Source organism: Brachybacterium phenoliresistens (assembly GCF_000576425.1).
In the GTDB taxonomy this organism is placed as follows: domain Bacteria; phylum Actinomycetota; class Actinomycetes; order Actinomycetales; family Dermabacteraceae; genus Brachybacterium; species Brachybacterium phenoliresistens.
This window is the reverse complement of record NZ_KK070003.1, coordinates 26,218-45,573: the sequence shown is the minus strand read 5'-3', so window position 1 is coordinate 45,573 and position 19,356 is coordinate 26,218. Positions and strand designations below refer to the sequence as shown.

Here is a 19,356-nt window from a genome sequence, read left to right as displayed (position 1 = left end):
CCCCCGACTTGCCCTGCGCCACCCCATCGGGTCTATAGTGTCCACCATGAACACTATTAAGAGGGTCGAGACCTTCTCCCGGCGGGACGGGCTCCTCGTCCCCGAGGACGGCGGGGCGATGCGCTTCCCCGCCGGGGAGGCGCACGCGGCGCCGCAGGATCCGGGCACGGGCGCCTGCGTGATCGTCCGCGGCACGCACGCGGAGGACTACCTCGAGGCGGCCATGTGGGTCGACGCGCAGCGCCGCGCCGGGGCCGGGCCCATCACCCTGGCCGTCCCCTACCTCCCCGGAGCCCGCGCGGACCGGGGCACCCCGCTGGGCGCGGAGGTCTACGCCCGCCTGGTGCGCCTGGTGGCGGCCGACAGGGTGGTGGCCGTCGACCCGCACTCCCCGGTCATGCCCTCGCTGCTCGAGGACCTGGTGGTCTGCCCGGCGTGGAGGATCATCCGCCGCGCCCTCGCCCGCCGGGTCGCCGACGGCTGGGTGAGCGAGTACGTCGGCGTCATCGCCCCGGACGAGGGGGCGCGCCGGCGCGCCGGGAGCACCGCCCGCGCCCTCGGCATCCCGCTGCTCCAGGCCCGCAAGCACCGCGACTTCGCCACCGGGAAGCTCTCCGGCTTCAGCGTGGAGCCCCTGCCGGAGGCGGGGAAGCTGCTGGTCGTCGACGACATCTGCGATGGCGGCGGCACCTTCCTGGGCCTGGCCGGGGCGGCGGGCATCGGCCCCGAGCGCCTGGACCTGTGGGTGACCCACGGGGTGTTCTCCGGCCGCGCCGAGCGGCTGCGCGAGCACTACGGGCGCATCCACACCACCGACTCGCTGCCGAGCGCCGCCCGCGCCGACGTCGGCGCGCGCATCCATCCCCTCACCGCCACGATCCTCCAGGAGGCCGCACGATGACCCTCGACACCAGCCCCGCCATCGGCCGCAGCGACGCCCCGGCGCCCGCCCGCCCGCAGCCGGGCCGCCGCAGCCGCAGCGCCGCGATCGCGCCCCTGCTGGCGACGGACGGCTACAAGGTCGGCCACATCCGCCAGTACCCGCCCGGCACCACGCGGGTGTACTCGAACTTCACCAACCGCGGAAGCCGCATCCCCGGGATCGACGCGGTCGTCCACTTCGGGCTGCAGGCCTACCTCCAGGAGTCGCTGATGGACGCCTTCGCGCCGTTCTTCGCGGCGGCGGAGGAGGACGAGGTCGCCGGCGCGTACCAGCGGATCATGGATGCCTACCTGGGCCCGGGCGCCGTCGGCACCGACCACATCCGCGCCCTGCACCGCCTGGGGTACCTGCCGCTGCGGTTCTGCGCCGTCCCCGAGGGGACCCGGGTGCCGCTGCGGGTGCCGAGCTTCACGATCGAGAACACGCTGCCGGAGTTCTTCTGGCTGGTGAACTACATCGAGTCGGCGCTCTCGGCGGCGGTGTGGCACCCCTCGACCACGGCGACCATCGCCCTCGAGTACCGGCGCCTGTTCGATGCGGCGGCGCTGCGGACCACCGGCACGACCGCCGGGGTCGCGTTCCAGGGCCACGACTTCTCCTTCCGCGGCCAGACCTCGCTGGCCTCGGCGGCGATGTCGGGCGCGGCGCACCTGCTGAGCTTCGTCGGCACCGATTCGATCCCGGCGATCGACGCGGTCGAGACGTACTACGACGGGGACAACGGCCTGATCGCGGCCTCGGTCCCGGCCACCGAGCACTCGGTGATGATGGCCGGCGGCCAGGACGGCGAGGTCAGCACCTTCCGGCGCCTGCTCACCGAGGTCTACCCCGCCGGGATCGTCTCGGTCGTCTCGGACACCTGGGACCTGTGGAACGTCCTCACCGCGACGCTGCCGATGCTGCGCGCGGAGATCCTGGGCCGCGAGGGGAAGCTCGTGATCCGACCCGACAGCGGCGACCCCGTGGACATCCTGTGCGGCACCCTCTCGGCCGAGGAGATCGCGGCCCGGCGCGCCGCCGGCGAGGAGGTCGCCCCCGAGGAGATGGGCGTCGTCCCGCTGCTGTGGGAGGAGTTCGGCGGCACCGTCACCGCCCAGGGATACCGGGTCCTGGATCCGCATGTCGGCGCCATCTACGGCGACTCGATCACCCTCCAGCGGGCCGAGGCGATCATCGACCGCCTGGCCGCGAAGGGCTTCGCCTCGACGAACGTCGTGTTCGGGATCGGCTCGTTCACCTACCAGTACGTCACCCGGGACACCTTCTCCTCGGCCATCAAGGCGACCTGGGCGGAGGTCGACGGCGCGGGCCGCGACATGCTGAAGGACCCGGTCACCGACTCGGGCACCAAGACCTCGGCCACCGGCCGCCTCGCGGTGCTGCCGGGAGAGGACGGCGGGATGGTCCTCGTCGAACGGGCCACGCCCGACCAGGAGGCGCGCAGCCTCCTCCAGCCGATCTGGGAGGACGGCCGGTTCCTGCGCCGGCAGTCGTTCGCGGAGGTCCGCGCGGTCCTCGCCGCCCATGCGTGAGGCCGACGGGCCCCGGCGACCGGGCGCGCCGGCGCAGGATGCCAGACTGGGGGCCGATGGACGCCGAGACGAAGGGATCCGGGGTGAGCGAGTTCGAGCAGGCGCTCGTGTCGGTCGATGTGGTCGCGATGGTCTACTCCGCCGGGACGCTGCAGGTCTGCCTGCCGCCGCGGCAGTTCGCGCCGTTCCTCGGCGAGGCGGCGCTGCCCGGGGTCCTGATCGGCCGGGAGACCTCCGTGCAGGCGGCCGAGCGGGCCCTGGCCACCAAGGCGGGAGCCCGCGCGGAGCGGCTGGAGGACGTGGGCGTGTTCGACACGGACGGCCGTGATCCGCGCGGGCCGACGATGGCGATCGCGAAGCTGGCACTGGGCGTCCAGCCCCTGGCGGGAACGCCGTCCCTGCACCTGCAGGAGCTCGGGGCCGTGCGCGGGCTGCCCTTCGACCACGAGGCGATCATCCTGCGGGCCGCGGCCTCCCTCGGACGGCTGCTGCTCACCGAGGCCGAGGCCCTGCGGCTCCTGTTCGGCCCCGTCCTCAGCGTGCGCGACGTGCTCACCGTGGCCCGAGCGCTCGAGCAGGCCACGGGCCGGGCGATCCTCCCCACGGACAACAACGGGATCCGTCGGCTGCTCGGCACGCACGGGGCCACCAAGACCGGCGAGTACGCGGCGGGCGCGAGCAAGGGGCATCCGAGCGCGCTGTACCGGCTGTGATCGCGACGGCTGCGCGGATGCGCTGAGCGGAGGAGCGCCGCCCGCGGTCAGAACAGCGCCGGCTGCCCGGACAGCTCGAGCGCGGACGGCAGCGGCCGCGGGTCCTCGCCGGCCGCGCGGCCGGAGCGCCCCGTGCGGCCCGCGCGCGCCGCGGCCTCGCGGCGATGCTCGGGCTGGTCGACGTCCTCATGGGAGGCGAGGCCGTGCCGGGCCAGCAGCGGCCGCACGCGCCGCCCCAGGTCGCGACGGTAGCCGGCCGGAGCATAGGAGGCCTGGCCGTAGAAGCGGCGGTACCCGCGGGAGAGCTCGGGGTGCTCGCGCTCGATCCATTCCAGGAACCACTCCTTGGCTCCCGGCCGCAGGTGCAGGGCGCCGAAGACGACGTGCGCGGCGCCCGCCTCGGCGATGCGGGCGAGGGCCTCGTCCAGCTGCCGGTCGCCATCGGTCAGCCAGGGCATGATCGGCATCAGGAAGACGGTGACGCGGAAGCCGGCATCGGCCGCGGCGCGCACGGTGGCCAGGCGCGCGGCGGTCGAGGGCGTGCCGGGCTCGACCGCCTTCTGCAGGGCGTCGTCGAAGATCGCGATGGACATCGACAGGTCCACCGGGACGCGCCGCGCGGCCTCCTCGAGCTGCGGCAGGTCCCGCCGCAGCAGCGTGCCCTTGGTGAGGATCGACAGCGGGGTGCCCGAGTCCGCGAGGGCGGAGATGATCCCCGGCATGAGGCGGTAGCGGCCCTCCGCCCGCTGGTACGGGTCGGTGTTGGTGCCGAGCGCGACCTCCTCGCGTCCCCAGGAGCGCCGGGCGAGCTCCGCGCGGAGGACCTCGGCGACGTTGACCTTGACCACCACCTGCTGGTCGAAGTCCGCCCCGGCGTCGAGGTCGAGGTAGCGGTGGGTGCTGCGGGCGAAGCAGTACACGCAGGCGTGCGAGCAGCCGCGGTAGGGGTTCACCGTCCACGAGAACGGCATCGAGCTGGCGGCGGGCACGCGGTTCAGCGCGGACTTCGCGGCCACCTCATGGAAGGTGACCCCGTGGAACTCCGGGGTGCGCACGCTGCGCACCAGTCCGGTCAGGCCCACGAGGGCACGGGTGCGGGGGTCCTGCGCGGGATCCGCCGCGAGCGGGCCTGCGCCCGCCGCCTCGGGCGTGCCGCCGATCCTCTGTCCGCTCCACCGCATGCCCGAAGTCGAACACATGTTCGACGCCCAGTCAAGGACCCCGGCGGCGCGGCGGGGTGGCCGCCCCGCGGGACGTCGGTCCCGCGGGGCATCGGCCGGTCAGTAGGCGACGGTGAACCGGGCCCGACGGTGCGCCGGCGCCTCGATCTCGTCGAGGATCGCGCTGGCGAGATCCGGGGCGGACAGCTCGGAGGCGCCGTTCTCATCGGCCAGCAGCACATCGGAGCCGATGCGGAACTGCCCGCGCGCCGAGCCGGGAGCGTGGGCGCCGAACCCGGCGGCAGGGCTGACGAAGAACCAGTCGAGCTGATCGTCCCGCCCGCGCAGGTCGTCCAGGACGGCGGTCATCTCGCGGGCCTCGGCCCGGAAGGCCTCGGGGAAGTCCGGGGTGTCCACGAGCAGCGGGCCGCCCTCGGCAACCTGCAGGGAGCCGGCCCCGCCGATCACGCCGAGGCGCACGCCGGAGGCGGCGACCGTGTCGGCGACGCCGGCGAGCAGCTCGCGCGTGCGGCCCGCGAGCGGTCCGCGCGGGGCGAGGGCGGAGACGACGACCTCGGCGCCCTCGAGCGCGGGGGCGAGCTCCGCCTCCTCGAGCGCGGAGCCGTGGACGTACCGGACCCCGTCGACGGGCGTCTCGGCGGCCGAGCGGCTGAAGGAGGTGACCTCGTGGCCGCGCGCGGCGGCCTCGCGGACGAGCTCGGCGCCGGCGTAGCCGGTGCCTCCGAGGATGGTGATGCGCATGATGCAGGTCCTTCCGGAAGTGCTGATGATGTTCATGAGTTACCGTAGGTGACCAAGGACCTCCCGGGAAGCAGGCACTTTCCGGTAACCGGCCCGACCCGCCCCGCCGACCCCTCCGGAGGCTCTCATGCCGCTCCTGCCGCCCGACCCGTACCAGCGCGACTGCCCCTCGCGGAAGCTGCTGGACCGCATCGGCGACCGCTGGACCGTCCTGGTGATCGCGACGCTCGAGGACGGGCCGCGCCGGTTCTCCGAGATCCGCCGGCGGGTCGACGGGGTCTCGCAGAAGATGCTCACGCAGACCCTGCGCGCCCTCGAGCGGGACGGCCTGGTCACCCGGACCGTCCACGCCGAGGTGCCGCCCCGCGTGGAGTACGCCCTCACGCCGCTGGGCCGCAGCCTGCTCGATCCGCTCGGCGCCCTGATGCGCTGGGCGACGGAGCATCTCGGCGAGGTCGAGCAGGCGCAGCAGGCGTACGCCGCCTGAAGCGGATCGATACCGGGCTGTTGCCGGAACGGCCCCGATCCCCCGCCCGGGCCCCGATATCCTGCCGGTGCCCCCGCACCGGGGCGGAACGTGAGGGGAACTCGATGTCGCAAGGACCGGGGCCGGCCGGCCCGCCGCAGAACCACGGGGACGATCACTGGCAGCAGGGTCCCCAGGCCCCGTACACGAACCCCGGTCAGGGCCCGGGATGGGGGCAGACCCCTCCCCCGTCCGGTCCGCCGGCGCCGAAGAAGCGGCCCTGGCTGCTGATCGCGGGCGCGCTCGGCTGCGTGGCCCTGCTCGTGCTCGTCGTGGCCGGGGGCATCGGCTTCCTGGCCTGGCGGTCCTGGAGCCCGAGCCCGACCGCCGGGCCCGAGACCACCGCCTCCGCCCCCACCGAGCCGAGCGAGAGCGTCTCCGCCCCGAGCCCCGCCGAGCCGACGACCTTCCAGCCGATCTCCCCGATCGACGAGAACACCCGCAGCGCCGAGGAGAACCGGGAGGTCCTCGCCACCAGCCCGATGACCGCCGGCGGCATCCCCGCCATCGGCAGCTGCGAGCTGCCGGCCATCACCGCGGGTCCGACGCAGGAGGCCCTGCAGGCCTTCCTCGAGGTCGGCACGGGCTGCATCAGCGGCGCCTGGGGAAGCCTGCTGGGCCAGAAGAACCTCTCCTGGTCCACGCCCGATGTCGTGGTGTACACCTGGCCGGACGTCCCCGACTCCTCGTGCGCGCCGAACACGTTCCAGCAGTACGAGCCGCGCATGTGCAACCTGGACAACACCCTGTACTGGCCGCTCGAGGCCGGGAACCTCGCCACGCACGCGGCACCGGAGGACGTGCCCTCCGCCTACCTCGTGGACCTCGCGCACTCCCTCATGAACCCGCTGACCTGGCAGACCTCGATCGCGGTCTACTACCAGAACTACCTCGACGACTTCGAGGAGTCCGACCCGCAGTGGCGCGACGGCTACCGGCGCTTCAACCTGCAGATGCGCTGCCTCTCCTCGGCGACGTCCATGCAGCTGCCCGCGGAGCTGCGCCCCTCCGAGGCGCTGCAGGCGATCATGCTGGACGAGCGGACGTGGACCGTGGGCGATGAGCCGCGCTCCATCCCGAGCTCGTCCATGGTCACCTGGGTCCGCACCGGGCTGGACAGCGGCGGCGACGTCTCCGCGTGCAACACCTGGAACGCCCCGTCGTACGACATCGACGGCTGATGCCGATGACGGGGACGGGCGCGGGCCGGCGCCGCAGCCTGCCGGTGATCATCGGCGCATGCGGCTGCGCGGCCCTGCTCGTCCTGGTGGTCGCGCTGGGCATCGGCTACCTGGCCTGGGAGGACCGCAGCGCCGACCAGCCCGCCGCGTCCGGCAGCCCGAGCTCGAGCGCGAGCGCGAGCTCCGCCCCTGCCCCGGAGACGGAGAGCGCCCGGCCCTTCGTCGTCCTCACCGCCCGCGACGGCGATGAGCTCACCCCCGAGGAGAACCTCGAGGTCCTGACGACGAGCCCGCTCACCGGCGGGCACCTTCCCGAGATCGCCGAGTGCCCGCTGCCGGCCATCACGGCCGCGCCGACCGCGGCCGAGCTGCAGGCCTTCCTCGATGCCGGCACCGCCTGCTACGCAGGGCTGTGGGCGCAGGCCATGAGCGACCGGAACCTCCCCTGGTCCACGCCGCGGGTGGAGGTGTTCGCCTGGCCGCAGATCCCGCCGGGGTCGGCGTGCGAGGCCCCTCTGTTCGAGCAGACCTCTCCGCTGATGTGCCATCTGGACGGAGTGCTCTACTGGCCCCTCGGCGCCGGGCACCTCTCCGCCCTGGCCGCCGAGCCGGATCTCCCCGCCGCCTACCTGGCCGACCTCTCCCGGGCACTCATGGACACGGTGGGCTGGCAGAGCTCGATCTCCTTCTACGCCCTCCACTACCTCGAGGCCTACACGGAGGACGATCCCGCCCGGCTGGACGCCGCGCGCCGCTACGGGCTGCAGCGGCAGTGCCTCGCCACCACCGCGATGCTGCAGCTGCCCGAGGAGCTGCATCCCTCCGACGACCTCTGGGCGATCCTCCTGGACGAGGGGACCTGGCCGCCGGAGCCGCCCGCCTCGATCCCCGCCGCCGCCGTCGTGCACTGGGTGCTGGTGGCCCGCAGCACCGACGGCGCGCTGTCGCCGTGCAACAGCTGGACCGCGTACAGCACCGACATCAACTCCTGACCGCGGTCCGGCCCGCGCTCCCGACGCATCCGCCCGAAGCCTCACCGCCCCCCGGGCTTGCGCACGCCCGCCATGTAGTTTAATCTTGAACTATCACGGCGGTCCGCTGCGGCGCCCCGTCGTCGCCACGACCACGCCAGGAGGCGCTGAGCATGCAGTTCGGAATCTTCACCATCGCCGACATCACCCCCGACCCGACCACCGGGAAGGTCCCCACCGAGCACGAGCGCCTCGACCTCATGGTCGAGGAGGCCCTGCTGGCCGAGCAGGTGGGGCTGGACGTCTTCGCCCTCGGCGAGCACCACAACCCGCCCTTCGTCACCTCCTCCCCGACGACGACCCTCGCCTACATCGGCGCGAAGACGCAGGAGATCATCCTGTCGACCGCGACCACGCTGATCACCACGAACGACCCGGTGAAGATCGCCGAGGACTACGCGATGCTGCAGCACCTCACGGGCGGCCGCGTGGACCTGGTGATGGGCCGCGGCAACACCGGGCCGGTGTACCCGTGGTTCGGCAAGGACATCCGCACCGGCATCGAGCTCGCGGTGGAGAACTACGAGCTGCTGCACCGGCTGTGGCGCGAGGACGTCGTCACCTGGGAGGGGAAGTTCCGCACCCCGCTGCAGCAGTTCACCGCGACCCCGCGCCCGCTGGACGGCGTGCCGCCGTTCGTCTGGCACGGCTCGATCCGCTCCCCGCAGATCGCCGAGCAGGCCGCCTACTACGGCGACGGCTTCTTCCACAACAACATCTTCTGGCCGATCTCCCACACGAAGCAGATGGTCGAGCTGTACCGCCGCCGCTACGAGCACTACGGCCACGGCCGGGCCGACCAGGCGATCGTGGGACTGGGCGGCCAGGCGTTCATGCGGAGGAACTCCCAGGACGCGGTGCGCGAGTTCCGCCCCTACTTCGACAACGCCCCCGTCTACGGCGGCGGCCCCTCGATGGAGGACTTCACCCGGCAGACGCCGCTGGTGGTCGGCTCCCCCGAGCAGGTCGTCGAGCGCTACCTGACGATGGCCGATCACGTGGGCGACTACCAGCGCCAGCTGTTCCTGCTCGATCACGCGGGCCTGCCCCGGAAGACGGTCCTCGAGCAGATCGAGATGCTGGGCACCGAGGTGGTGCCGCTGCTGCGGCGGGAGCTGGACGCGCGCCGCCCGGCCGATGTCCCCGACGCGCCGACCCACGCGGGCCGGGTGGCCGCCGCGGAGGCCGATCGCGGCGCCTTCGACCCGGAGTACCGCTTCGAGACCGGGGACAACTGGACCGGCCTGCGCGCCGAGGACCGTCGCTGACCCGCACCGCCCCTGCCGTCCCGCCCCTGGAGGAAGGACCCCCTGTCATGACCCAGCCCCTGCGCCTGGTGGTGCTCACCGCCGGGCTGTCCACCCCGAGCTCCACCCGCATGCTCGCCGACCAGCTGGCCGATGCCGCCGTGCGCCGCGCCGAGGCCGCCGGCCGCTGCGTGACCACGACCGTGGTGGAGCTGCGCGAGCTCGCCCGGGAGATCACGGACGCGCTGCTGACCCGGTTCCCCGGCGAGCGCCTCGCCCGGGTCCTCGAGGACCTGCGCGCCGCCGATGCCGTGATCGCCGTGACGCCCGTGTTCAACGTCGGCCCCTCGGGCCTGTTCAAGATGTTCGTCGACGTCGCGGACCGCGAGATCTGGGAGGGCAAGCCCCTGCTGCTGGGCGCCACCGCCGGCACGGCGCGCCACTCCCTCGCTGTGGACTACGCGCTGCGGCCGATGTTCTCCTACCTGAAGGCGGAGGTCGTGCCCACGGCCGTGTTCGCGGCCTCCGCGGACTTCGGTGCGGCCGATGCCCCCGAGGCCGATGCGCAGCCGCTCGCGGCCCGCGCACGCCGGGCCGCCGGGGAGCTGCTGACCCTGCTCGGCGCCGCCGGGTCCGCGGCCGCCGGCGCCGCGCGGACCGAGGAGGACCAGGCCGGGGAGACGACCCCGGTCGATCCGATCGCCACCGGCGAGTTCGCGGACTTCGTGCCGATGGGGACGCTGCTGGGGCGCTGAGGTCGCCGCCGAGGGCGCGCGCCGCTCAGCCTGCGGCCATCTCCGCCCGCCAGGCCTCGTGGAGGGCGGTGAGCTCCGCGAGCACCTCGGGGTGCCGTGCGGAGGCATCGGCCGCCGCCGATTCGTCGCAGCTCTCGCCGATCGGCACGAGGGTGGTCCCGGCGCCGATGTCGGTGTGCTCGACCTCGAGCAGGTGCGCGCGCTGCGGGGCGTCGGGATCGACCCGGCGCAGCTTCCACCGCGGCGTGCGCACGGCGCTCTGGAACCCCGTGTCGAAGAACAGCGCCGGATGCCCGGCCTCCGGCCCCGGATCCTCCCAGGCGGGCCGCAGGTCCCGGCCGTCCAGCACCAGCCCCTCCGGCAGCGGGGCGCCGGCGGCCGCGGCGAAGGTCGGCAGCAGGTCCAGGGAGGAGACCAGGCCCTGCGCGGTGCGGCCCGCCGGGACCGTGCCGGGCCAGGAGACGATGTACGGCACGCGGATGCCGCCCTCGAAGAGGCTGTACTTGGTGCCCTCCAGCGGGAGGTTGCTGCCGTAGTTGCAGGTGGAGCCGCCGTTGTCGGTCAGGTAGACCACCAGGGTGCTCTCGCGGCGGCCGGTCGCCTCGAGGTGGTCGAGCATCCGCCCGATCTCCCGGTCCATGATCTCCAGCTGGGCCAGGTAGTACGCCCGCCCGTGCTCGAGGTGCGGGGAGATCGCCCCGTCGTACCAGTCCAGGTAGCGGGCGGCCTCGGGATCGAAGTCGTCGTGCGCCGGGAGGGAGCGGGCCTCCAGCTCGTCCTGCGGCAGCTGCCAGGCGAAGTTGTGCACGGCGTTGAAGGCGACCATGCAGAAGAACGGCTGCCGCGGCCCGGCTGCGCCCTCGCCCGCGCCGGCGTCGCCCGCGCCGGCATCGTCCGCGTCCGCGCCCGCGCCCATGAAGTCCATCGCGCGCTGGGCGAGCTCCGGCGTGAGATGCCGCGCGCAGGAGGTCTCGCGGCCGTCCTCGTACAGCGGCTGGACGCCGTGGACCGCCGCCGCCTCCCCGTACTCCGCGACGGCCTCCGACGAATGGTGCAGGTAGTGCAGGCGGCCGAAGGACTGCCCGGCGAGGCCGTACAGGGACCGGTCGAAGCCGTGCCGGTCGGGGCAGGCCCGATCCCCCGGGCCCTCGGGGCCGTAGTGGACCTTCCCGAAGTACCCGGTGCGGTATCCCGCCGCGCCGAGGATCTCCGGGAGCACCAGCCGGGAGGCGGGCGGGAACGCCGAGGTGTCGAACCAGTGCGCGCCCCATCGCTGCTGGTGCGCGCCCGCGATGAGGCCGGCCCGCGAGGGCGAGCAGATCGGGGCGCTGACGTAGCCGTTCTCGAAGACGGTCCCGGAGGCGGCGAGCCGGTCCAGGTGCGGGGTGCGGGCATCGGGGCTGCCCCGCAGGGACAGATCGGCGTAGCCGTGATCGTCGGAGACGATCAGCAGGATGTCCGGCCGCTCCGGGGTCGCGGGTCCAGGGACAGGGACAGGGACAGGGGCAGCTGGGGCCATCGAGCTCTCCTTCCTCGGGGCCCGGGGCTGCGCGGGCGCGGGGATCCGCGTCCGCGCAGCCCCGCGCCCGCAGGTCAGCGCTTCTCGCCGACGCCCACCAGATCCATCTCGTGGGCGAAGTGGCAGGCCACGCTGTGCCCCGGCGCCTCGGCCCGGCGCAGGGACGGCACGTCGGTGCGGCAGCGGTCCTCCCGCACGTACGGGCAGCGCGTGCTGAACGGGCAGCCCGAGGGCGGGTTCGACGGGTCGGGCAGGTCGTCGGCGATGGCGAAGCCCTGATGGACGCCGCGCAGCGCCGGGTCCGGCAGCGGCACCGCATGCAGCAGCGCCTCGGTGTACGGGTGCTGCGGGGTGTCGTAGAGGTCCGCGGTCGCGGCCTGCTCGGCGATCCGGCCGAGGTACATCACGGCCACCCGGTCGGAGATGTGCTCGACCACGGACAGGTCGTGGCTGATGAACAGGTACGTCAGATCGAACTGCTCCTGCAGGTCGTCCAGGAGGTTGAGGATCTGCGCCCGCACGGAGACGTCCAGGGCGGAGACCGCCTCGTCGGCGATCACCAGACGCGGCTGGGTGATCAGGGCCCGCGCGATGTTGATGCGCTGGCGCTCGCCGCCCGAGAACGCGTGCGGGTACCGCTTGAGGTAGTCGGGGCGCAGGCCCACCGTGCGCAGCATCTCCGCCACCCGGTCCCGCAGCTCCGAGCCCTTGGCCATCCCGTGGTTGCGCAGCGGCTCGCCGACGAGCTGCTCGAGGTTCATCCGCGGGTTCAGCGAGGAGAACGGGTCCTGGAAGATCACGCGCACGTCCCGCCGGTACTGCAGGAGCTCCGGGCCGGTGATCCCGGCGACGTCGACCGTCTTCCCGTCGCGGCGCCGGTACTCCAGCGAGCCGGACGTCGGATCGAGGATGCGGGCGATGGTGCGGCCCAGCGTCGACTTCCCGCAGCCGGACTCCCCGACCAGGCCCAGCGTCTCCCCGGAGCGGATGTCCAGGGAGATGCCGTCGACCGCGTGCACGGCGCCGGACTCGCGGCGGAACGGCCCCGAGCGGATGGGGAAGTGCTTGGTGAGACCGCGGATCCGCATCAGCGGCTCGGCGTCGGTGGCGGTCTCGGGGGCGGCCGTCGCGTAGTCCGCGACCGAGGCATCGGAGGCCGCCGCCGCGTCGGTCGTCCCGCTCGCGGCGACGGATCCCGCCGCGACGCTCGAGGTGGGCTGCTCGCGGCGCCGCACGCGCCACTTCGGCAGGCGCTCGGGGTCGTCCTGCGAGGCGTCCTCCTCCCGGCGCGGGACGTCGGGCATGCCCAGCGGGACCGGTTCGGCGGCGCCGGGATGGATGCCCCTGCCCTGCGCGTCGTACAGGTGGCAGTGCGCGAAGTGGTCCTCGTCGAACGCGGAGCGCTGCGGCTGCTCCTGGTCGCAGAGGCCCGGCATCGCGAACTCGCAGCGGTTGTGGAAGGGGCAGCCGGCGGGCCGGTTCTGCGGGTGGGGGATCATGCCGCGGATCGCCCGCAGGCGCCCGCGCTCCCCTTCCCCGCGACCGGTGGGGATCGACTCGAGCAGCGCCCGCGTGTACGGGTGCTTGGGGGCGGTGAAGATCTGCTCGACGGTGCCGTGCTCGGCGACGCGGCCCAGGTACATGACCGTGACCTCGTCGGCGATCTCGGCGACCACGCCCATGTCGTGGGTGATGAACAGCATCGACATCCCGCTGGCGTCCTGGAGGTCGCTCAGCAGGTCCAGGATGCGCGCCTGGGTGGTGACGTCGAGCGCGGTCGTGGGCTCGTCGGCGATGAGGAGCTTCGGCTCGCAGGACAGCGCGATCGCGATCATCACGCGCTGGCACATGCCGCCGGAGAGCTGGAAGGGGTAGGCGTCCACCCGCTGCTCCGGCTTGGGCAGACCCACGGTGCGCAGCATCTCGATGGCCCGCTCGCGGGCCTGCGCCTTCGTCAGCCCCCGGTGGATGCGCAGCGCCTCCCCCAGCTGGTCGCCGACGGTGTACATCGGGGACAGCGAGGCCAGCGGCTCCTGGAAGATCATGCCGATCTCCCCGCCGCGCAGACGGGTCAGGCGCGGGTCCTTGGGACGCAGGGAGGTCACCTCGATGACCTCGTCCGATCCCGCCTCGGGCCGCCATTCGATGCTGCCCCCGACGATCCGCCCGGGGCGCTCGATGAGCTGGAGGATGGAGCGGGAGGTCATGGACTTCCCGCAGCCGGACTCGCCGACCACGCACACCGTCTTCCCGCGGGGGATCTCGAGGTCGACGCCGTCGACGGCCTTGACCAGCCCCTCCTTGGTGTCGAAGTGGGTCCTGAGGCCGCTGATGCGCAGCAGCGGCTGCGCCGTGCCGGCCGGCCGGGAGTCGGGTTCAGTTCTTGTAAGGGTCGGCGGCATCGCGCAGTCCATCTCCGAAGAAGTTGAGGGCGAGGACCGCGACCACCACGGCCAGGCCGGGGATCATGATCCAGGGGGCGGTCGTGATGACGCGGATGTTCTGGGCCTCCTGCAGCAGCACGCCCCAGCTGACGACGGGGGCCTGCAGGCCGAGGCCGAGCCAGGACAGCGACGTCTCGGCGAGGATCATCGAGGGGATCGACAGCGACAGTCCCGCGATGATGTGGCTGGTGAACTGCGGGAGCATGTGACGGAAGATCAGCCGGCCGCGGCCTGCGCCGTCCACCGTCGCGGCGGTGATGTACTCCTCCTCGCGCACGGACATGAACTTGCCGCGCACCTCGCGGGCCAGCCCCGTCCACCCGATGAGGGACAGGATGAGGATGATCGCGAAGTACCGCTCGAGCGGGTTCCAGGTCGGCGGCACCGCCGCGGCGAGCGCCATCCACAGCGGGATCGCCGGCAGCGACATGAGGAACTCGATGACGCGCTGGATCACCGTGTCGGTGAGGCCTCCGAGCAGCCCGGAGAGCCCGCCGAGCACGATCGCGATCACGAGGCTGATGGCCACGCCCACCAGGCCGATGGTCATCGAGACCACCGAGCCGTGGATGATCCGCGAGAGGATGTCGTGGCCGTTCTTGTCCGCCCCGAGCAGGAAGACGGGCTCGCCGTCGGGATCCACGGGGCCGATGAGATGGCGGTCCAGGGTCAGGAAGCCCAGCATCCGGTACTCGTCGCCCTTGACGAACAGGCCCACGTCGGTGCGGGCGGACTCGTCCACCGTCCAGGTCAGCTGCAGGGTCGAGGGGTCCTGCTCGGCGCTCTGGGGGTGGACGTACAGCCCGAAGCGGCCGTCGTCCAGCACGTGCAGCTGCTGCGGCGGCGCGTAGGTGTACTCGGGGCTGTAGAAGTTCTTGGCGTACGGGGCGAGGAAGCCCGCGAAGATCACCATGAGGTACAGCCCGAGCGTCACGATCGCACCGATCATGGCGAGCTTGTGCTTGCGGAAGGACCACCAGGTCAGCTGCCACTGCGAGGCGACGGCGACGGCGTCGTCGGAATGGTGGCCGTGCTCGGGCGCGGTCGGGGCATCGGGCGGCGGCGGGGCGTCGGGCTCCCCTGCGCCGTGCGGCTCGGCGATGGTCGTCATCATCGAGCTCCTCTCGTCATCGGGCGCCCAGCCGGACCCGCGGGTCCAGCCAGCCGAGCAGCAGGTCGGAGATCAGGGTGCCGATCACCGTGAGCGTGGCGCTGATCAGGACGATCGACCCCGCGAGGTACATGTCCTGGGAGCGCAGCGCGTCCAGCAGCAGCGGCCCCATGGTCGGCAGGTTCAGCACCTTGGAGACGATCGCGTCGGCGCTGATGAGGCTCGCCAGCACCCATCCGATCGTGGAGAAGAACGGGTTCAGCGCGACGCGCAGCGGGTACTTGACCGTCAGCTTGGTCTCGGAGACGCCGCGGGCGCGGGCCGCCGTCACATAGGGCTTGCGGATCTCGTCGAGCAGGTTCGCCCGCAGGATGCGGATCATGCCGGCGGTCCCCGCGGTGCCCCACACCACCAGCGGGACCCAGATGTGCCCGAGCAGGTCCAGCACCTTGCCGATGTTCCAGGACGCGTCCTTCCACTCCGGGGAGAACAGACCGCCCGCCCCGGTGCCGAAGTACTGCATGCCCAGATACATGAGCACGAGGGCGATGAGGAAGTTCGGGGTCGCCAGGCCGATGAAGCCGATCATGGTGAACACGTAGTCGCCGGCGCTGTACTGGCGCAGGGCCGAGTAGATCCCGATCGGGAAGGACACCGCCCAGATGAACAGCAGCGTGATGATCGACAGCGCGATCGTCAGCGGCAGCCGGTCCGCCAGCAGCGAGGACACCGGCTTCTGCCAGGCGAAGGACTCCCCGAAGTCGAGGTGGAACAGGATCGCGGAGATCCACTTCCAGTACTGGACGATCATCGGGTCGCCCACGCCGTAGCGGTTCTTGAGCGCTTCGATCTGAGGTCCGTCCAGCTGATCGCCCTGCGCCGAGTACTGCGCGATGAGCGTGGTGACGTAGTCGCCGGGCGGCAGCTGGATGATGATGAAGGTCGCGATGGAGATCGCGAACAGCGTCGGGACCATGATGAGGACCCGCCGCAGGAGATAGCGGCCCATCAGCGGATCACTCGCTCTCGCTGATGAACCAGGACTCGGGGTTCGTGTGCGCGGGGGTGCGGTACACCCAGGTGTCGGGGACGCCGGCGGTGAGGTTCTTCAGCCGGTTCTTGGCGACGACGTACGGCGCCGGCTCGGAGACGATGCCGATGCCCCAGAACTCCTGCTTGGCGATCGCGAGGACCTGGCGGAAGATCTCGTCGCGGGCGTCCGCATCGGGCTCCGCGGCGAACTGCCACATGAGCTCGATCTGCTCCTTCGCGGGGGCGACCGGCTCGCTGCCCTCGGCGCCGCGCGTGCTGTAGTACCGCGCCCACGCCGTCGCCCACACGGACTCGTCGCTGTAGGGCATGTACCAGCGCGGGTCGATGGACTCGACGGCCAGGCCGCCGTCCCCGCCCCAGACGCCCGCGTCGTGCTCGTTGGCGGTGGAGATCTTGCGGTCGTAGAACAGGGTGCGGTCGATGGTGTTCACGCTCATGCGGATGCCCACGGCCTTCCACATGTCCGAGATCATCGACGCCGCGGTCGGCCACTCCGGCTTCATCGCCGCCGGGACGTCGAGGGTGATGGTGAGGGTGCCGCCGTCGGGCATCGTCCGCATGCCGTCGCCGTCCTTCGCGGTGAGCCCGGCCTTGTCCAGATGCTGGTTGGCGAGGTCGACGTCGAACTCGGTGAACTGCTTGGCGAACTCCTCGTCGTAGAACGGGGAGTCGGCGCTGGGCGCCCACTGCCACGGCTCGCCCTGGCGCTGCCAGACCGAGGTGATCAGCTCCTCGCGGTTGATCGCATGGGAGAGGCCGATCCGGAAGTCCTTGTTCTGGTAGAGCGCCGCCTTGGCGGGATCCTTGTGGGCGAGGTTCAGGGCGACGCACATGGCGTTCATGGAGGTCGCGGTGTTGTCGAGGATCTGCGTGCCGGCCGACTCGAGGCTGTCGGCGTACACGGGCTTGTTGGCGGAGCTGTTGGCGTGGCGGTACATCATGTCCACCTCGCCGTCGGTCACCTTCAGCACCATCACCTCGGGGTCGGTGACGACCTCGAAGCTGAGGGAGTCGATGTAGGGCAGCTGGCGGCCGTCCGGATCGGTCTTCCAGTAGTAGGGGTTGCGCTCGAACACGACGGAGCCGCCCTCGCCCAGCGGCGTGGTGACGACCCAGGCGTCGATCGTCGGCAGCTCGGGGTTCTTCCAGAAGCCCTCGCCGGAGATCTGGTCGTTCCAGAGGTCCGTCCAGACCCCCATGCCGGCCTCCTCGACCTTCGCGTCGAGATCGGCGTTGTGGTCGGGGTGGAAGTCCTTCGCGTAGTGCATCGGGTAGTTGATGAGCTCCATGTTGCGGTTGAGCTCGTCCTCGAAGCGTCCGGTGGGGGCGGCGAAGGTGACCGTCAGCGTGGTCTCGTCGACCTTCTCGGCGGTGGCCTTGGTGCCGTCCGAGGAGAGCCAGGACGGCGGCGTGGCGAACAGCTCGGTGTTGCCGAAGACGTCCTCGATCGCGAAGACGATGTCGTCCGCGGTGAAGGGCTCGCCGTCGGACCACTTCATCCCCGGGCGCAGGGAGATCGTGTACTGGGTCCCCTCGGCGTTCGCCTCGACTGCCGTGAACACGCCGGGGCCGATCTCGTCCAGGTTCGGGGACTTCCGCAGGCCCGGCTCGTAGCCGACGATGCGGTCCGGCGAGGCGGAGTCGCCGGGGCCGAGGGTGAGGGACCGCCAGGTGCCGCCGTAGATCCCCGGCTCGGCGACCTCGACCACGAGCGGCTCCGCCGGGAGGCGCTCCTCGAGCGGGGGCAGCTCGCCGGCCTCGACCTTCTCGGCGAGCATCGGCGACTCCATGGCGTCCGTGCCGCCGCCCTCGCCCCCGCCGCCGCCGCCGGAGTCGGGGTCGGTGGAGAAGAACGAGCATCCGCTGGCGGTGGCCGTGACGAGGCCGGCGGCCGCGCCCATGGTGAGGACGCTGCGGCGGCGGATCGTGGGATCGGGGATCGACGGGGTCATGGGGTTCCTCGCTCTTCTCTCGCATCGTTGCGACGGGGGGCGATCGCGTGGCGAGCGCTTGCCGACGCCTGCGTCGAGCCGGGTTCACCACCGAACGAGACGATCACACTCGATCATCGACGACCTGTCAAGCAGAGTTATTGTTCCGAGATGATCACTTTTGATCGCATCGCTGCGCTACGATGACGACCGCGACGCGTCGGAGCAGACCGCGTCGTGCACGAGGGGAGACCACGTCCGATGAGCAGCACTCTGCCGTCCAGCCGGCGCCAGCACATCCTCGAACGGGTGCAGCAGGCCGGCGAGGCCCATATCGGCGCCCTCGCCCAGGAGCTCAGCGTCTCCTCCATCACCGTGCGCCGGGACATCGCCAGCCTCGCCGAGGAGGGCCTGGTCGAGCAGGTGCGCGGCGGAGCCCGTCGGACGGGACCACCCCTCGCCCCCGACAGCACGACGGCCCACCGCCACGCCGCCGAGCACCCGCGGATCGCGATGGTGACCCCTGGCCTGCGCTACTACTGGTCCACGATCATCCGCGGCGCGACCGAGGCCGCGGAGAGGCTCGGCGCAGATCTCACCGTCCACGCCTACACGGCCAGCAACGAGGCGAACACCGAGTCGAACATCCGGGTGGTCGAGCAGATCGCCCAGGCCGGGGACATCGACGCCGTGCTCATCGCCCCGGAGATGCGCGGGGGCGCGGCCACCGAGCGGCTCGTCGCCCGGATCGCCGAGCTGCCGATGCCGGTCGTCCTCACCGAGCGCGGCATCGAGGGCCACGGGGTGCTGGGACGCATGTTCGACACCGTCCGCTCGGACCACTCGATGGGAGCGGCCCAGGCAGTGCGGCATCTGGCGGGCCTCGGGCACCGGCGGATCGGCTTCGCCGGCGATCTCTCCACCCCCTCGAACTCCTCCATCGACGCAGGCTACCGTCGCGCCGTCGAGCTGATGGGCCTGGAGGAGGTCTGCGATCCGGGGACGGTGCTGGCGCCGTCGGGCGCCCACCTCTTCGAGGAGATCGACGCGCTGCTCGCGCAGTTCCGCGAACGGGGGGTGACCGCGGCCCTCGTCCACTCCGACACGGCGGCGACGCTGCTGCTCCAGCATGCGATCCGCAGCGGCTGGTCGATCCCGGGGGATCTCTCGCTGGTCGCCTACGACGACGAGCTCTCGGCCACGTCGCGACCCGCCCTCACAGCGGTCGCACCGGCCAAGCACACCCTGGGCGTCCGTGCCGTGGAGCTCGCGCTGCGCCGCATCGCCCATCCCGAGGCCGCGATCGAGCACCTCACCCTGGTCCCCTCGCTGATCGTGCGCGAGACGTCCCGGCCTCCGCAGGAGGCGCCCGCCCTGACGCAGTGATCCGGGCGCGCGGCGCACGTCGTGCCAGAGTACGGTGAGGCTGACCTCACCGACCCTGGAGG

The 19,356-nt window shown here is 72.2% G+C and carries 16 protein-coding genes; 9 read left to right on the top strand and 7 right to left on the bottom strand.

What is annotated here, in order from left to right; translation table 11 throughout:
* Positions 1-46 precede the first annotated feature (46 nt).
* Genes BF93_RS15810 through BF93_RS19120 form a run of 3 tightly spaced genes read left to right on the top strand, consistent with a single transcriptional unit; the run spans position 47 to position 3,188 of the window.
* The gene (locus BF93_RS15810) at positions 47-901 is read left to right on the top strand and encodes a phosphoribosyltransferase family protein (protein ID WP_156954174.1); all 855 of its coding nucleotides are present in this window, start codon (positions 47-49) and stop codon (positions 899-901) included.
* Positions 898-2,475, top strand: a complete 1,578-nt coding sequence (locus tag BF93_RS15805; RefSeq protein ID WP_084148629.1) for a nicotinate phosphoribosyltransferase — start codon at positions 898-900, stop codon at positions 2,473-2,475. The genes BF93_RS15810 and BF93_RS15805 overlap by 4 nt, the downstream gene beginning before the upstream one ends.
* A 56-nt stretch (positions 2,476-2,531) precedes the next feature.
* A complete protein-coding gene (locus BF93_RS19120; RefSeq protein WP_051487077.1) occupies positions 2,532-3,188 on the top strand; it encodes an NUDIX hydrolase in 657 nt (218 codons plus the stop codon).
* 47 nt (positions 3,189-3,235) lie between these two features.
* Here BF93_RS19120 and BF93_RS15795 read toward each other — a convergent pair whose 3' ends face one another.
* Together BF93_RS15795 and BF93_RS15790 are read right to left on the bottom strand one after the other, a co-directional pair.
* A complete protein-coding gene (locus BF93_RS15795) occupies positions 3,236-4,369 on the bottom strand; it encodes an Rv2578c family radical SAM protein (protein WP_084148623.1) in 1,134 nt (377 codons plus the stop codon).
* A 99-nt stretch (positions 4,370-4,468) separates the two neighbouring features.
* Entirely contained in the window at positions 4,469-5,110 is a 642-nt protein-coding gene (locus BF93_RS15790) for an NAD(P)-dependent oxidoreductase (protein WP_051487076.1), read from the bottom strand.
* 127 nt (positions 5,111-5,237) lie between these two features.
* On the opposite strand from BF93_RS15790, the gene BF93_RS15785 reads away from it, so the two are divergent.
* The 5 genes from BF93_RS15785 (at position 5,238) to BF93_RS15765 (ending at position 9,850) form a co-directional block, all read left to right on the top strand.
* Positions 5,238-5,597 (top strand): winged helix-turn-helix transcriptional regulator, encoded by a 360-nt coding sequence (locus BF93_RS15785; protein ID WP_156954173.1) that lies wholly within the window; start codon positions 5,238-5,240, stop codon positions 5,595-5,597.
* A gap of 104 nt (positions 5,598-5,701) precedes the next feature.
* Entirely contained in the window at positions 5,702-6,817 is a 1,116-nt protein-coding gene (locus tag BF93_RS15780) for a hypothetical protein (RefSeq protein ID WP_051487075.1), read from the top strand.
* Complete coding sequence (locus BF93_RS15775) at positions 6,817-7,809, top strand: hypothetical protein (RefSeq protein WP_038373965.1); 993 nt, start codon at positions 6,817-6,819, stop codon at positions 7,807-7,809. Before BF93_RS15780 ends, BF93_RS15775 begins: the two co-directional genes overlap by 1 nt.
* Before the next feature lie 152 nt (positions 7,810-7,961).
* Positions 7,962-9,116: an LLM class flavin-dependent oxidoreductase gene (locus BF93_RS15770; RefSeq protein ID WP_038373964.1), complete on the top strand. Its 1,155-nt coding sequence runs from the start codon at positions 7,962-7,964 to the stop codon at positions 9,114-9,116.
* A 47-nt stretch (positions 9,117-9,163) separates the two neighbouring features.
* Entirely contained in the window at positions 9,164-9,850 is a 687-nt protein-coding gene (locus BF93_RS15765) for a CE1759 family FMN reductase (RefSeq protein ID WP_038373962.1), read from the top strand.
* Between the two features lie 25 nt (positions 9,851-9,875).
* Here BF93_RS15765 and BF93_RS15760 read toward each other — a convergent pair whose 3' ends face one another.
* The 5 genes from BF93_RS15760 to BF93_RS15740 form a co-directional block, all read right to left on the bottom strand.
* Entirely contained in the window at positions 9,876-11,369 is a 1,494-nt protein-coding gene (locus BF93_RS15760) for a sulfatase family protein (protein WP_051487074.1), read from the bottom strand.
* Positions 11,370-11,443: 74 nt separating this feature from the next.
* Complete coding sequence (locus tag BF93_RS15755) at positions 11,444-13,771, bottom strand: ABC transporter ATP-binding protein (RefSeq protein ID WP_038373960.1); 2,328 nt, start codon at positions 13,769-13,771, stop codon at positions 11,444-11,446.
* Positions 13,746-14,924: an ABC transporter permease gene (locus tag BF93_RS15750; RefSeq protein WP_051487085.1), complete on the bottom strand. Its 1,179-nt coding sequence runs from the start codon at positions 14,922-14,924 to the stop codon at positions 13,746-13,748. Before BF93_RS15750 ends, BF93_RS15755 begins: the two co-directional genes overlap by 26 nt.
* Positions 14,925-14,940: 16 nt before the next feature.
* Positions 14,941-15,933: an ABC transporter permease gene (locus tag BF93_RS15745; RefSeq protein WP_038373959.1), complete on the bottom strand. Its 993-nt coding sequence runs from the start codon at positions 15,931-15,933 to the stop codon at positions 14,941-14,943.
* A gap of 7 nt (positions 15,934-15,940) precedes the next feature.
* Positions 15,941-17,929, bottom strand: a complete 1,989-nt coding sequence (locus BF93_RS15740; RefSeq protein ID WP_051487073.1) for an ABC transporter substrate-binding protein — start codon at positions 17,927-17,929, stop codon at positions 15,941-15,943.
* A 240-nt stretch (positions 17,930-18,169) separates the two neighbouring features.
* On the opposite strand from BF93_RS15740, the gene BF93_RS15735 reads away from it, so the two are divergent.
* A complete protein-coding gene (locus BF93_RS15735) occupies positions 18,170-19,294 on the top strand; it encodes a substrate-binding domain-containing protein (RefSeq protein ID WP_038373958.1) in 1,125 nt (374 codons plus the stop codon).
* Positions 19,295-19,356: the final 62 nt, after the last annotated feature.